Source organism: Runella sp. SP2 (assembly GCF_003711225.1).
Lineage (GTDB): Bacteria > Bacteroidota > Bacteroidia > Cytophagales > Spirosomataceae > Runella.
Genome location: NZ_CP031030.1, coordinates 224,806 through 238,733, shown reverse-complemented (window position 1 = coordinate 238,733; position 13,928 = coordinate 224,806). Strand labels below are relative to the sequence as shown.

12 protein-coding genes are annotated in these 13,928 nt (G+C 44.8%); 8 read left to right on the top strand and 4 right to left on the bottom strand.

Annotated elements, in window-relative coordinates; translation table 11 throughout:
- Positions 1-2 precede the first annotated feature (2 nt).
- On the bottom strand, positions 3-1,865 hold the full coding sequence (locus DTQ70_RS00975; protein ID WP_122929078.1) for a carbamoyltransferase: 1,863 nt from the start codon (positions 1,863-1,865) through the stop codon (positions 3-5).
- A 127-nt stretch (positions 1,866-1,992) separates the two neighbouring features.
- On the opposite strand from DTQ70_RS00975, the gene DTQ70_RS00970 reads away from it, so the two are divergent.
- Positions 1,993-2,868: a Ppx/GppA phosphatase family protein gene (locus DTQ70_RS00970; RefSeq protein WP_122929077.1), complete on the top strand. Its 876-nt coding sequence runs from the start codon at positions 1,993-1,995 to the stop codon at positions 2,866-2,868.
- A gap of 63 nt (positions 2,869-2,931) precedes the next feature.
- Here DTQ70_RS00970 and DTQ70_RS00965 read toward each other — a convergent pair whose 3' ends face one another.
- Both DTQ70_RS00965 and DTQ70_RS00960 read right to left on the bottom strand, forming a co-directional pair.
- Positions 2,932-3,726 carry a sterol desaturase family protein gene (locus tag DTQ70_RS00965; protein ID WP_122929076.1) on the bottom strand — a complete coding sequence of 265 codons (795 nt, stop codon included), beginning with the start codon at positions 3,724-3,726 and terminating at the stop codon, positions 2,932-2,934.
- A gap of 114 nt (positions 3,727-3,840) precedes the next feature.
- Complete coding sequence (locus DTQ70_RS00960) at positions 3,841-4,800, bottom strand: L-threonylcarbamoyladenylate synthase (RefSeq protein WP_122929075.1); 960 nt, start codon at positions 4,798-4,800, stop codon at positions 3,841-3,843.
- Positions 4,801-4,886: 86 nt separating this feature from the next.
- Here DTQ70_RS00960 and DTQ70_RS00955 point away from each other — a divergent pair, with 86 nt between their 5' ends.
- The 3 genes from DTQ70_RS00955 (at position 4,887) to xerD (ending at position 8,344) form a co-directional block, all read left to right on the top strand.
- Positions 4,887-5,846 (top strand): VWA domain-containing protein, encoded by a 960-nt coding sequence (locus DTQ70_RS00955; protein WP_122929074.1) that lies wholly within the window; start codon positions 4,887-4,889, stop codon positions 5,844-5,846.
- Positions 5,847-5,894: 48 nt separating this feature from the next.
- Positions 5,895-7,217, top strand: a complete 1,323-nt coding sequence (gene eat, locus DTQ70_RS00950; protein WP_122929073.1) for an ethanolamine permease — start codon at positions 5,895-5,897, stop codon at positions 7,215-7,217.
- Between the two features lie 233 nt (positions 7,218-7,450).
- Complete coding sequence (gene xerD, locus DTQ70_RS00945) at positions 7,451-8,344, top strand: site-specific tyrosine recombinase XerD (RefSeq protein WP_122929072.1); 894 nt, start codon at positions 7,451-7,453, stop codon at positions 8,342-8,344.
- A gap of 91 nt (positions 8,345-8,435) precedes the next feature.
- On the opposite strand, the gene DTQ70_RS00940 is transcribed toward xerD, so the two are convergent.
- Positions 8,436-8,972: a hypothetical protein gene (locus DTQ70_RS00940; protein ID WP_122929071.1), complete on the bottom strand. Its 537-nt coding sequence runs from the start codon at positions 8,970-8,972 to the stop codon at positions 8,436-8,438.
- A gap of 294 nt (positions 8,973-9,266) precedes the next feature.
- Here DTQ70_RS00940 and DTQ70_RS00935 point away from each other — a divergent pair, with 294 nt between their 5' ends.
- From DTQ70_RS00935 to DTQ70_RS00920, 4 genes are all read left to right on the top strand, one after another.
- Entirely contained in the window at positions 9,267-10,949 is a 1,683-nt protein-coding gene (locus DTQ70_RS00935) for a fatty acid--CoA ligase (protein ID WP_122929070.1), read from the top strand.
- Between the two features lie 141 nt (positions 10,950-11,090).
- A complete protein-coding gene (locus tag DTQ70_RS00930) occupies positions 11,091-12,275 on the top strand; it encodes an NRAMP family divalent metal transporter (RefSeq protein WP_122929069.1) in 1,185 nt (394 codons plus the stop codon).
- Between the two features lie 78 nt (positions 12,276-12,353).
- Positions 12,354-12,863, top strand: coding sequence for a metallophosphoesterase (locus tag DTQ70_RS00925; protein ID WP_122929068.1), 510 nt, complete (start codon positions 12,354-12,356; stop codon positions 12,861-12,863).
- A gap of 227 nt (positions 12,864-13,090) precedes the next feature.
- Positions 13,091-13,429: a LuxR C-terminal-related transcriptional regulator gene (locus DTQ70_RS00920; protein ID WP_122929067.1), complete on the top strand. Its 339-nt coding sequence runs from the start codon at positions 13,091-13,093 to the stop codon at positions 13,427-13,429.
- The last annotated feature ends 499 nt before the right edge of the window (positions 13,430-13,928 follow it).

Genomic DNA, 13,928 nt, shown 5'->3' with positions numbered 1-13,928 from the left:
TTTTAATCGAGGACAAACTCTTCTTTCCAGTTATCGGTATCTTGCCACTCGGGCTGCTGACGTTTGTCAAACAAATAGTTACCCACTACCAAGTAGTCCATTTCGGTACGCATGAAACAGCGGTAGGCATCATTTGGCGTGCTAACGATAGGCTCCCCACGTACGTTAAAACTGGTGTTCACGATTACTCCATAGCCTGTCAACTTCTCAAAATCACTGATGAGTTGATAATAACGTGGGTTGGTATCTTGGTGAACGGTCTGAATCCGTGCCGAGAAGTCGATGTGCGTAATCGATGGCAAGTCTGAGCGCAAATAATAAAGCTTCTCCCGAAGATCAAAACTATCGTAGTCGGCAGGCAAAGGTTTGCGACGAGTATCTTTCACGGGGTGTACCAACAACATATACGGAGAGATTCCTTCGTAATCGAAATAATCACCTACTTTCTCGGCCAACACCGAAGGTGCAAACGGACGGAACGATTCGCGGTATTTGATTTTTACGTTGAGTTTTTTCTGCATTTCAGCATTCCGTGGGTCGCCCAAAATACTACGCGCACCCAACGCCCGTGGTCCAAATTCCATACGGCCTTGCACCCAACCTACGACGTTTCCATCTGCCAAAATCTGAGCAACTTCTTTGGTTAAGTCGTCCAATTTGTCAAAATGCTTAAACGAAGCTTTGTATTTTTTCGCGACAAGCTCCACGTCGATGTCAGAGAAAGTTGGCCCTAAGTAAGAACCTCTCATGGCATCACGCTTGTAGTTAATGACGCGTTTTTGGTCAAAATAAATATAATAACCCGTCAAAGCAGCACCTAACGCCCCACCAGCATCACCTGCGGCAGGTTGGATATACACTTCTTTGAAAACGTTCGATTTTTGTAATTTTCCGTTCGATACACAATTAAGGGCTACCCCACCCGCCAAGCACAAATAATCGGCTCCTGTGAGACGTTTGGCTTCTTGCGCCATTTTCACTACCACCTCTTCGGTCACGCGCTGAATCGCCAAACCGAGGTTACAGTGATGGGCTTCGAGGGGGTCTTCAGGACGGCGGGTTTTCATGCCAAACATGCGCTCCCACTCACCTTCGTTCACCATTTTTAAGCCTGTTGCATAATCAAAATAGCGTTGGTCTAACCAAATAGAGCCGTCTTCTTTGATTTCAATCAGTTCTTTTTTGATGGTCTCGATGTATTTATCAACTTCGGGAGATGTTGGGTTTCCGTAAGGTGCCAAACCCATCAATTTATACTCTCCAGAGTTTACTCTAAATCCTAGGAAGTACGTAAAAGCAGAATACAACAACCCCAATGAGTGCGGGAAACGCAATTCTTTGAGAATTGACATCTTGTTTCCTTCCCCCAAACAGATAGAAGCGGTAGCCCACTCACCCACCCCGTCGATGGTCAAGACGGCGGCCTTTTCGTAGGGAGATGGATAGTAAGCACTTGCTGCGTGTGATAAGTGGTGCTCGGGGAACAGAAGCTTAACGGGCTTCTTTTTGTCGTAACCTATTTTTTCTAATTCCTCGTTGATAAGGCGCTTCAAGAACATTTTTTCTTTGATCCACACAGGAATCGCCGTAATAAATGACTTCAATCCCTTAGGAGCAAAGGTATAATAGGTTTCGAGCAAGCGCTCAAATTTCAAAAGGGGCTTGTCATAGAAGACAATAGCGTCCAATTCATTGAGGGTAGTTCCACCGTATTCTAAACAGTATTTGACCGCATTGGTAGGAAAATTAGGGTCATGTTTTTTGCGAGTGAAACGCTCTTCTTGTGCTGCTGCTACAATTTCGCCGTTATCGATGAGGGCGGCTGCGGAGTCGTGATAAAATGCTGAAATTCCAAGGATTTTCATTCAACCAGAATTATATAAGGCAACAAAACTACGCAGGATTACCTAATATTTCAAAAAATTAGGAAATAGGTTATTTAATGGTAGCTCTTTCCCGTTTACTTTTGCAGAAACTTAAATTGAGACAAAATTGAAAATAGCAGCAATTGATATTGGCTCAAACGCGGCACGTTTGCAAATTTCATCGGTTCTGAAAGATGGAGGTTACACTAGTTTCAAAAAGGTAGAGTACGTCCGCTTTCCACTTCGCTTGGGGCATGATGTGTTCACTTACGGTAGCCTAACCCCCGAAAGCCAAGAACGTACCATCAAACTTATGAAGTGTTACAAGCTGTTGCTAGAGCTTCATGAAGTGGAAGGATACATGGCTTGCGCCACCTCAGCCATGCGTGAATCGGCCAATGGGCAAGAGGTAGTTGAACGCATCGCCCACGAAACGGGAATAAAAATCCACATCATCGACGGCAGTAAAGAGGCAGAACTTATCAATAATGTAGTGGTTCAGGCCCTGGTAGATGGCCAATACTTGCACATCGACGTTGGGGGCGGTAGTACGGAGTTGAACCTGTATTTTAACCGTCAAAAAGTGGCTTCTAAGTCATTTAAGATTGGTTCAGTACGGTTGCTAGAAGGCAAAGAAAGCAAGGGGGCTTGGCAAAAAATGGAACGCTGGATTGAAGAAAACGTGGACAACTATGAGCCTGTAAAGGCGGTAGGAACGGGCGGTAACATTTCTAAGCTTTTTAATTTGGTCTCAAAAACATCCGATAACGCAACGTCTGTTGAAGAACTTACTCGAATGCGCGACTACATTGCTTCCTTCAGCCAAGAAGACCGCGTCCATAAACTTCGCCTCAACGCCGACCGTGCCGATGTCATCGTACCTGCTTCTGATATTTACATTTCGGTGATGAAGTGGGCGGGAGCGTCCGAAATTATCGTTCCTGACTTAGGACTAAAAGATGGAATTATCCAGTTGGTGTACGAAAATTTGTGTAAAAAATAGCGGGCTTGAATCGAAAATTTTACACAAAAATAATCTTGACACCTACGAGGTGAATGTCTATTTTTAAGCATTCACCTCTTTTGCGGAAGTCTTTTTGTCAAAAAGTTTTTCATAATCAGGGCTTTCGGTTTTACCCCACCTATCCCAAAAGGTAAAATACAGTCCGTAGTTGTACTTAAACTGCGAATGATGCAGGCTATGGTGCGTAGCTCCTATCCACCATTTTCCAAACCAATGCCGATGAAAATCGCGGGGATAAAGCTCCGTGTTCAGGTGATTGATAACGCTCGTTGTGGTCATTATGAGCAAAATAACCACAATTGCGCTGTAATGCAGGGGAATCACAAACGTCAACGCAGGCAGAACCAACGCCTGTAAAATACTCTCTGTTGGGTGAAAAGAGAAAGAAGTCCAAGCGGAGGTAGTGATGCTATCGTGGTGGGCTTTGTGCACCCATTTATATACCTTTGGAAGGTGCATCCAGCGGTGGAGCCAGTAGTAATAGGTTTCGTGCAAAAACAAAACTAAGCCAATACTAAACACAAACCACAGAACGGAATACTGGCTAAAATCGGTGTAAATTTTTGTATAACCTTTCTGCCAAAGCACCACCATGGCCGTACCAACAACGGCAAAAATGACCGATGTAATAAACGAAAAGCCGATTTCGCGCCAATGTTGTTCGGGACGACGAGGTCGTAAATTGACTTCTCTTGGCTGAAAATAAGCTTGGTATTTTACTTTAAACAAGTAGTAAAACAAGGCAGCAATGAGCACATAACGCCCAAAAATGCCTAAAAACATAAAAAAAGCCGTTTGGGCAAAAATATCGGGCTGGGCAAAATCAATGGTTTCCATGTTTTTTTTAACAACAATACACGAGTAAGTGTTTGGCTGTAACACTATAAAATCGCCTTAATTATCCGACTTTGAAGTTCATAAAAGGGACAAAGTGTCCAATAAAGCATTTTATTACTCCCGAACCGCTGCCCGTCTGATACGGTCATTCATAGCTCGGCCTAAATCTTTTTCGGGCAAAAGTTCAGTACAAATCACCTCAACCTCAAGCGCATCAAGTTGGCGCATGTATGCAAAAAGGTGCTTGGCCGCCTCAGCATAACTCCCCGACGGCGATAAAATGCGCTGGTGCTCGGCAGGAACTAGCGTAGAAGTTTTTTTGAAGGCCAAATATCCCACTTTTTGAGCGTTATACGCTTTCAATACCTCCTCCAAGGCGTTAATAAAAAGCGGTTTTCGAGGAGAATAATGACTTTTCAACATACCTGGCGCTTTGGGATTGGAGCTTGAATGTGCCACCAAACGGACTGGACCCACTACGTTTTCGATGGCCTCTACCGATGCTCCACCCAACCGATATACCACCGTTTCTTCTTCTTCAAAACCCACAATCGTCGATTCGATTCCAACTTGACTGGCACCTCCATCCAAAATGTAAGGTATTTTTTTACCCAACTGCTTATCAACGTGCTGCGCCGAGGTCGGGCTAATGTAGCCAAAAGGATTGGCACTGGGCGCTGCCAATGGAAAATCAAGTTCGGAGAGTAACTCCAGCGTCAGAGGATGGTTTGGGATACGTACCGCTACAGTTCCTAGCCCCGACGTTACCAAATCAGAAATGGCTTCTGACTTTGGCAAGAGCAGCGTCAATGGCCCAGGCCAGAATGCCTCGGCCAATTGCTGGGCTTTTGGTGGGAAATCGACTACAAACGTTTTGACTTTCTCCAACGAGTTGGTGTGCACAATTAGTGGGTCAAATTGTGGGCGATTTTTAACCTTAAAAATTTGAAGAACAGCGTCATCATTTAACGCATTTCCCGCCAAACCATAAACCGTTTCGGTCGGAATCCCCACCACTTCCCCCGCTTCAAGGAGTTTTTTTACTGCTAAAATATCAGTTCCAATCATTGCCATGCTGCAAAGTTAGCGGAGAGTTTACAGTTCACGGTTTACCTTTTGGGGATTTTTTGTTTATTTGAACAGGATTTTAGGGTTTTGACATGAATTTCAACTACGAACTCACACTTGTCGAGTATATTTTTATTGCTGCATTCCTCATTTTGTACAGTGTTTACATTGGACGAACCTTGTACGTTGCCAAGGCATTGGGTAGTACTGCGCGGGGCGTAGTCATCAAGTTTTTTTTAAGAACTACCTACGTTGCCCTATTAATTGTGGCGATTTTAGGCCCTTTTTTTGGTGAACCCGAACGCGACATTGTTGCCGAAGGAAAAGACATCATGGTGCTCGTCGATGTATCAAAATCAATGGATGCGACTGATGTTCAGCCTTCTCGCCTCGATAAAGTCAAATTTGAACTACAACGCCTCACCACTTCCCTCAGTGGAAATCGGTTTGGCCTCATGGTTTTTTCTAGTAGCCCATTTTTACAAGTTCCGCTTACGTTCGACCTAAACGCCTTTAGTCTATTTACCCAAACCCTCAACACTTCTCAAGTCAGCAACCACGGTACTGATATTTGCAGTGCTTTGGATTTGGGGGTGGAAAAACTTGTCCAAAACCGCTCGACCAATACCTCAAAAATTATTTTACTCCTGACCGACGGGGAAAATTTTGGCGCTTGCGAACGTCAAACTTTTACCAATATCAAAAAATTTGACCTTAAACTGATGATTGTGGGAATAGGCACCACCAACGGTGGCCGAATTAAAGAAGGAACAGGATGGGTAAAAGACGACAACGACCAAATTGTCACCACGCGTCTCAACAATGCTTATTTGAGAGAGTTAGCAAAATCTACCAACGGAAAGTACTTCGAAATCAACAGCCAACAAAACGCCATCGGAGATGTTGTTGACGCCATCAATTCGGTGGAAAATCGGCTAATTGATAGCCGTAAAGTGGCCGTTGTAAGTAATAAGTACAGGTATTTCTTGATGGTCGCGCTCGTTTTAATTGCCCTCGACATCTTAGTAACAGTATCGACGTTCCAAGTGTAGCTAACCGCCTTACTTTTTATTTTTCACTAAACCCACTGACACCCCACCATGTCGGACTCAACAAACAATACCCATTTAGAAGCCTCCCTTACACCCACTTTACTTTGGGGGTTGGGGGTTGGTTACGTTATTTCAGGAATGTACTTTGGCTGGAATTTTGGCCTTGAAAAAGGCGGCTCCCTCGGCATGGCCCTTGCCACGGGGCTCGTTGTCATTATGTACGTCTGTTTTACGTTTGGCTACGCCGAGCTTTCCTGCGCCATTCCCAAAGCAGGCGGCATTTTTGACTACGCCACTCGCGCATTAGGTCGCGACTGGGGGTTTGTAGCAGGCATTGCCCAAGTCGTTGAATTTGTTTTGGCTCCCCCCGCCATCGCCGTTGGAATAGGCGCCCACGTCAATCTTTTTTTTCCAGAATTACCCCCCACGTATGCCGCTATCGGTGCATATATAGTATTTACCTCGCTCAACATCATTGGGGTAAAATTGGCAGCTACTTTTGAGCTCTTGATCACCTTTGTTGCCATTGCAGGGCTTCTATTATTTGCCTCCATTACGTTCGGGGCGGTTTCGGTTCAGCATTTATCGCACAATGCCCTACCCAATGGCTGGTCGGGCGTATGGGCTGCCATTCCTTTTGCCATTTGGTTTTTTTTAGGCATCGAAGGGCTGGCCAACGCCGCCGAAGAAAGTAAAAACCCCCAACGCGACCTGACACATGGCTTTGGTTCAGCAATGTTTACCCTCGTCATACTTTGTAGTATTACCTTCATCGGTTCGGTGGGGATTGCGGGCTGGGAGGCTGTCATCTACAAAGCCGATGGCAGCTCTTCTGACTCTCCCCTGCCTTTGGCACTGGCACGCTTGGTCGGAGAGTCTTCGATTTGGTACAGTGCCGTTATTGTAACAGGCTTGTTTGGCTTGGTAGCTTCGTTTCACGGGTTGCTCATGGCAGCTGGGCGTGCCACGTTTGAAATGGGTCGCGTTGGACACTTTCCACGGATTTTGGGTCAAATTCACCCCAAACTCCAAACCCCCGCCAATGCCTTACTGGTAAATATGTTAGTCGGAATCATCGTTTTGTTGTCCAATACCTCGGCCGACATCATCGTGTTATCAGTCCTCGGAGCGCTTACTCTTTATGGCTTTGGGAGTATTTGTGTGCTACGCCTCCGCCAAAACGAGCCCCACCTTCCTAGGCCCTTTCGCGCCCCTGCTTATCCCTATATTCCTTGGTGTGCTTTTGGACTTACTTTGGTGTCATTAATTGCCGTCGTCGTTTCCAATCCACTCTTAGCTGCTTATTATGTCGGCACACTTGTGGTTAGTTTTACCATTTATTGGGCAATTAGTATGTATCAAAAGGAATAAAAGTCATTTCAATAAAAATTTCGCACTTTTTAATTTCTTTTTTATTGAAGAAAGCATTAGCTTTGTTCTCGAATTCAATTCTTTCTCATTTGAGAAATTGGATTTATAGAAATGGTGTGGATAACGTCGGAAAGCTGTTCGAAATTTCGAGCAGCTTTTTGTTTTTTCAGCCCTCCTGATTTCCACTCAAAAGCCCGTACTTTTGTGCCATCATTTAGCAACAGGGCCTATTTATGTGGGATATTTACCTAAAACACTTTAAAGATTTTTTACTCCTCGAACGCGGTCTGGCCGACAACTCCGTGGAAGCTTACGTACGCGATGCCACCAAACTCGCCGAATACATCGAATTGATGGGAGGCAAAGAAATAACGGCGGTAGTTGAGTTCGATATTTTGGGATTTTTGGGCTACCTGCACGATTTGGGTCTGGCTGCGCATTCGCAAGCGCGAATTTTATCGGGTCTGAAAGCATTTTTCAAGTACTTACTTCTCGAAAATATCCTTACAATTGACCCAACTCAACTCATTGAATCTCCCCATCTGTCGCGGCATTTGCCCGATGTTCTCACTTACCCCGAAATTTTAGCGTTATTAGAAGCTAATGACCTTTCGACCCCCGAAGGAATGCGCAACCGTGCCATGTTGGAAGTGCTGTACAGTTCGGGGCTGCGGGTATCTGAGTTGGTCGATTTACAAATCACAAATTGTTATTTTGACGCAGGTTTTTTGCGAGTAATCGGAAAAGGAAGCAAAACCCGACTGGTACCCATTGGCAGTGATGCTGTCAAACAAACTTTGCTTTACATCAACCATACCCGTAGCGCGCTCGAAGTACAGAAAGGCCACGAAGATTTTGTGTTTTTAAACCGTCGGGGTAAGCAGCTTACCCGTGTTATGGTGTTTTTGGTCATCAAAAACTTGGTTGAAGTAGCTGGAATACCAAAGAAAGTCAGTCCGCACACTTTTCGTCATTCGTTTGCCACGCACCTCATCGAAGGAGGGGCAGACTTGCGCGCGGTTCAGGAAATGCTCGGCCACGAGTCGATTACTACCACTGAAATTTACACCCACCTCGACCGCGAATACCTCCGCGAAGTAGTGACAAAATATCACCCAAGGGCCTAAAAAAAAGTCGCGGGGGGCATGGCCCCCCGCGATCTCCGCTTTTACTTTACCCCTTATTCAAATCACATAAAAACGTGAATTGAGAAGCTCTTTATGCGTTATCACTACTAGATTTTTCCCCCACAAAATAGTGCTCAGTATGTTTAAAGAGCAGGTTGAAGGAGGTCATCGAACCGTAAATCTTGGTGATGTATTGCTGTATATTTACTTTTTCTTCATCTTCTAATTTGCTGGCATTAATGCGTTGCTCCAGTACGCGTAGGCGGTCGCGAGTCATCACGATTTTATGGAAAAAACTATCAATTGTCATTTCTTTGGGAGCCAAATCACTTCTTCCAGGCTTCAAAATCAATTTTCCACCTTTCCATTTATCTCCCAGTGGCACTACTTCCGTCGCATCCATCCACTTTTGAAGGATTTTTGTCAGAGACTGCTCCACGTCAAAAAGACTTACTAAATCTGTATCCAGTTCTACCGCTTCTATAATCTCCAAAGGAGTGTCCAATTTAATGACCTTGTTTCCGTGCTCAATAAATGTGATACTATAACTGGTCGATTTCACATTTATCACTACCCCATCTCCAAACTCTGAATGACGTACACGAGAACCCACTCCTAAAATCTGCATTGTTACTAACTGTTTTTATGAGCTATGCTTTTCTATTAAACAACTAGCGTGCCAAACTCTACTTTATTAATCAAAAATTTTTTTTTATTCCATAAATAAAAATTTATCAGTGGGTTACAAATTAGTTTTTTTTACTAATCAACATAACAAAATATACCAAAATCAAAGCCATTGAAGAGAAAAAAGCGCTCTGAGTGATAGCTAAAAAAGTTATTTTACTCGAAGCACGCCACTTTTTATAGCGATTCAAAGAAAAAACATAAATTTACCCAAACAAAAAACCTTTCACCAGCAATGATTCAGACGCGCATTATACCCCGCACGCACTCGGCTTACGACCCGCCATTAATCATCAAAATGTTGTTTAACCAAGTTACCAAATACAACCCCCAACGCGAGATTGTCTATCGCGATTTGTTCCGAATGGACTATCATACCTTCGACAAACGCGTGCGTCAACTGGCCAATGTTCTTACAGAAATTGGGGTAAAAGCAGGTGATACGGTGGCCGTTATGGACTGGGATAGCCACCGTTATTTGGAGTGCTTCTTTGCGATACCGTGCTTAGGAGCGGTTTTACATACGATAAATGTTCGGCTTTCGCCTGCTCAAATTCTTTATACCATGAACCACGCCGACGACAAAGTGGTCATCGTTCACGAAGATTTTGTGCCCATCATTGAAGCCATCAAAGACCAACTTACCACCGTCGAGAAATTTATCATCGTCAGTGATAAAGTATATCAAGACCTCAATGCGCCGTTGGTCGGAACCTCATTTCGCCTTGAAGGTGAATACGAAAGCCTCCTCAGTAACGCTTCTGACCAATACGCTTTCCCTGATTTTGACGAAAATAGTTTAGCCACAACTTTCTACACCACAGGAACAACGGGGAATCCGAAAGGGGTGTATTTCTCTCATCGCCAACTGGTCATGCACACATTTTGTCTATTGGCGTATTTTCCTGGCTACCGAGCCTTGCCACTAGACCACCGCGATGTGTATATGCCCATCACGCCGTTATTCCACGTCCACGGCTGGGGCTTTCCTTACTTGGCGACCATGCTTAACTTTAAACAGGTATATCCAGGGCGTTACGAACCCGAAATGTTGTTGAGGTTGTTATTAAAAGAAAAAGTAACGTTCTCCCACTGCGTTCCTACCATTCTAAATATGCTCGTCAACAACCCCGTAGCGAAACAAGTGGATTTGAGTAAATGGAGCGTTCTGATTGGCGGCTCGGCCCTTACAAAAGGACTGGCTAAAGCGGCGTTAGAACTAGGCATCAACGTGACGCAAGGCTACGGAATGTCCGAAACCGCGCCTATTATGTCGGTAGTACACATGACAGACGAGCAACTTCAATTGAGTATCGACGAACAACTTCCGTTCCGAACCAAAGCGGGAAAAATTGCGCCGTTTGTAGAATTGGATATTATTGATGACGACGGCAATTCGCTCCCACACGATGGCGATGCCGTGGGCGAATTGGTCGCGCGTGGGCCGTGGATGACACAAGGCTATTATAAAGATGCCGAAGCGTCGGAAAAACTGTGGGCAGGCGGATGGTTACATACGGGCGACGTAGCGGCAATTGGTTCCGATTATTACGTCACCATCGCCGACCGCGTGAAGGATGTCATCAAAACGGGCGGTGAATGGGTTTCTTCGCTCGATATTGAGAATTTGCTTTCACAAGTAGAAGGCGTGGCCGAGTCGGCGGTGATTGGGTTTCCCGACCCGCGCTGGGGAGAACGCCCTCATGCCATTTTAGTCATCAAACCCGATTATCAAGACAAACTCACGCCCGAAGGAATCAAAGCAGGACTCCAAGCACGGGTTGACAGCGGCGAAATCAACAAATGGTACGTGCCTGACAACATTAAATTTGTCCCCGAAATCCCGAAAACGTCGGTAGGTAAAATTGACAAAAAACGGATTCGGGTAGAGATGAAGGAGTTAATTTTAGGTCATTAATAACGGGAAGGAAATTTGAACACAGACTGGACGGAGGAGACAGATTTACAATGGTATGCAATAGAAAAATCAGTGTAAATCCGTTTAATCTGTTGTATCTGTGTTCAAATTTTATGATTTTGTGCAAAATTCCCTTCCCTAATGAGCAAAGCATCTACGAACCCTCCCTCCTCCACAAACACACTTCTCGGGGCTGCCTTTCTGATGGCGACATCAGCGGTAGGCCCAGGCTTTTTAACCCAAACTACCGTTTTTACCCAGCAACTGCTCGCCAACTTCGGCTTTGTGATTCTGCTTTCGATTTTGCTTGATTTAGGGGCGCAGCTTAACATTTGGCGCATCATTGCCATTACCGAAAAACGTGCCCAAGACATCGCCAACGGCCTATTTTTTGGCTTGGGCTATTTACTTTCTGCCCTGATAGTCATCGGAGGATTGGCATTTAACATTGGTAACGTCGCAGGGGCTGGCTTAGGGATTGAAGTCATGAGCGGGTTGGATGTCAAAATTGGCGCGTTGGTGAGTGCAGGCATTGGCATCGCCTTGTTTCTACTTCCCGAAGCGGGCAAAGCCATGGACAACTTCGCCAAGTATTTGGGTATCTTGATGTTGTTACTTATCGCTTACGTAGTTTTTTCAGCCAATCCTCCCGTGGGTGAGGCCATTATTCGCACCGTCGCTCCCCAACAATTTGACCCCATTGCCACCATCACGCTCGTTGGCGGAACCGTCGGCGGGTACATCACTTTTGCGGGCGGCCACCGCTTGCTCGAAGCGGGGATAAAAGGCGCGCAGTACCTTCCCCAAGTCAACCGAAGTGCTACCACAGGTATTTTGGTTACTTCCATCATCCGTTATTTTTTGTTTTTAGCAACGTTAGGGATCGTGGCTACGGGTCTTACTTTGAGCAAAGACAATCCGCCCGCTTCGGTTTTTCAGTTGGCCGCTGGGCAGGTAGGTTATCGCTTGTTTGGGGTGTTGATGTGGAGTGCCGCCATCACGTCGGTCATTGGTTCGGCTTATACGTCGGTTTCATTTTTACGTACCTTCCACCCATCCCTCGAACGCAATCACCGCTACCTAACCGTCGCATTTATTGCGGTTTCTACCATTATCTTTTTGGCCGTTGGCAAACCCGTTCAGATTTTGGTGTTTGTCGGTACCGTCAATGGTTTTATTCTACCCATTGCGCTATCGGTTATGCTCATTGCGGCCCGCAACAAACGATTGGTCGGCAACTACCAACACCCGCTTTGGTTACAACTTGCGGGCTGGCTGGTCGTCCTCATCATGAGCGGCATGGCGGTTCAGACGTTGTTGAAATAATAAAAAGCAAGGGGCAAAGCGCAAAAAGCAAGTACAACAAAAACTTGTCAACTGTAAACTACAAACCGTAAACAAACATTGAAACGTATCGGTCTTATTTCTGACACCCACCATTTTTTGGACGACGCCGTTTTTACCCACTTTGACCAATGCGACGAAATTTGGCACGCGGGCGACGTGGGTAGCGTCGAAATTTTGGATAAACTAGCTCAATTTAAACCGCTACGAGCGGTATATGGCAACATCGACGCCAAGGAAGTCCGCTGGCAAGCCCCCGAACACCAACGTTTTGAGCTGGAAGGTTTTCGGGTTTGGATGACGCACATTGGTGGCGCTCCCCCGAAATACAACCCGCACGTTCGGCCAGAGTTGGTCAATGCCACCCCCGATATTTTTGTGTGTGGCCACTCGCACATCCTCCGCGTCATGCGCGACCCGCAACTTCACAATATGCTTTACCTCAACCCAGGCGCGGCAGGCCGAGAAGGTTTTCACAAAATACGTACCCTATTACGGTTTGTTTTAGACAGCGGTAAAATCAGCCAAATGGAAGTGGTTGAGTTGGGAAAACGAGGAGCGATTGGTTAGACTAGACATACTAATATGCTATTTATTAGAAGTACATACCAAATATTATTGTTATATTTTGGTGTATATTTATTTTTTTGTTTTTTCCCTTTGAATACAAAATAAAATATTGCTCATTTGTACTTATTAGTTACTCGGCAGTAAAGCCGATTTTTGCCCCTACTTTGATAGTTGAAATTTCGTTCAGGTACTCACTAAGCCCGTTTTGGGTTTATAATTGTTGTATTATGCCTAAGCTAACTATCAAAAAAATCTTTTTTTACCTACAAGACAGCCCATTTCCAAAAGACGAAGAAGTTCTTTTGCTAACAACGCTCACTCAGCGAGAGTTAGAACTACTCATTCTACTTATTGATGCTCCATCCAACGAAGAATTGGCTCAAAAGCTACACATAGAAATCAAAAGTGTAGAAACCTGTAAAACCCGCATTGGTGAAAAACTCAACCAAACGGGCAAGGGGGCGCTCTTGCGCTTTGCACTGAAATACCGAAGCCTACTCGAACCCCTCAAAACTAAGGGGTTAACTCCCTATTTTGGTAAGAATAGACCTTTTTTATCGGGCTGACAAGAAAGTTATACACTTTCCTACACTACCAACCCTCTAATGGCTAAACAGGCAAGAATAGCATGGGAAGACAGAAAATGGCATGAATCAGAGAGATTCGATGATTGGGCTTCTGTAACTTGGAGAGAATCTGGAAATTCCAATCAGGGCATATTTGTTGAATGGAGACATCTAAATTGTGCTTTATGTTCATGGTCAAACGGATTCACAGTTAATCTATACGCCGGCAATGAATTCAGTCTTTATAATCCAGATGCAAGGCGTTTGGGGTGCTATGTTTCACATAATTGGGGAAATTATAGTTTTGATAGAGGAAATTACTAACAAAGAGACATGCTCTAATTTGTAACCTGAAAGCATTTGAGGTTTTGATAGGTGAACTAAAAATCCTTCTTTTTGGTGCATTTATCAAAACTTCATCTCATTTTTCCAAAAATTAAAAACTGTACAAAATTGATTGTCAACACTTTAAACAATTACTCTTTGCTTCTTGACACCA

What these genes read in the sequence shown, in the direction of transcription:
- DTQ70_RS00975 (WP_122929078.1), bottom strand. Translation starts at nt 1,865, where the DNA reads ATGAAAATCCTTGGAATTTCAGCATTTTATCACGACTCCGCAGCCGCC.
- DTQ70_RS00965 (WP_122929076.1), bottom strand. Translation starts at nt 3,726, where the DNA reads ATGGAAACCATTGATTTTGCCCAGCCCGATATTTTTGCCCAAACGGCT.
- DTQ70_RS00960 (WP_122929075.1), bottom strand. Translation starts at nt 4,800, where the DNA reads ATGGCAATGATTGGAACTGATATTTTAGCAGTAAAAAAACTCCTTGAA.
- DTQ70_RS00955 (WP_122929074.1), top strand. Translation starts at nt 4,887, where the DNA reads ATGAATTTCAACTACGAACTCACACTTGTCGAGTATATTTTTATTGCT.
- eat (WP_122929073.1), top strand. Translation starts at nt 5,895, where the DNA reads ATGTCGGACTCAACAAACAATACCCATTTAGAAGCCTCCCTTACACCC.
- xerD (WP_122929072.1), top strand. Translation starts at nt 7,451, where the DNA reads ATGTGGGATATTTACCTAAAACACTTTAAAGATTTTTTACTCCTCGAA.
- DTQ70_RS00940 (WP_122929071.1), bottom strand. Translation starts at nt 8,972, where the DNA reads ATGCAGATTTTAGGAGTGGGTTCTCGTGTACGTCATTCAGAGTTTGGA.
- DTQ70_RS00935 (WP_122929070.1), top strand. Translation starts at nt 9,267, where the DNA reads ATGATTCAGACGCGCATTATACCCCGCACGCACTCGGCTTACGACCCG.
- DTQ70_RS00930 (WP_122929069.1), top strand. Translation starts at nt 11,091, where the DNA reads ATGAGCAAAGCATCTACGAACCCTCCCTCCTCCACAAACACACTTCTC.
- DTQ70_RS00920 (WP_122929067.1), top strand. Translation starts at nt 13,091, where the DNA reads ATGCCTAAGCTAACTATCAAAAAAATCTTTTTTTACCTACAAGACAGC.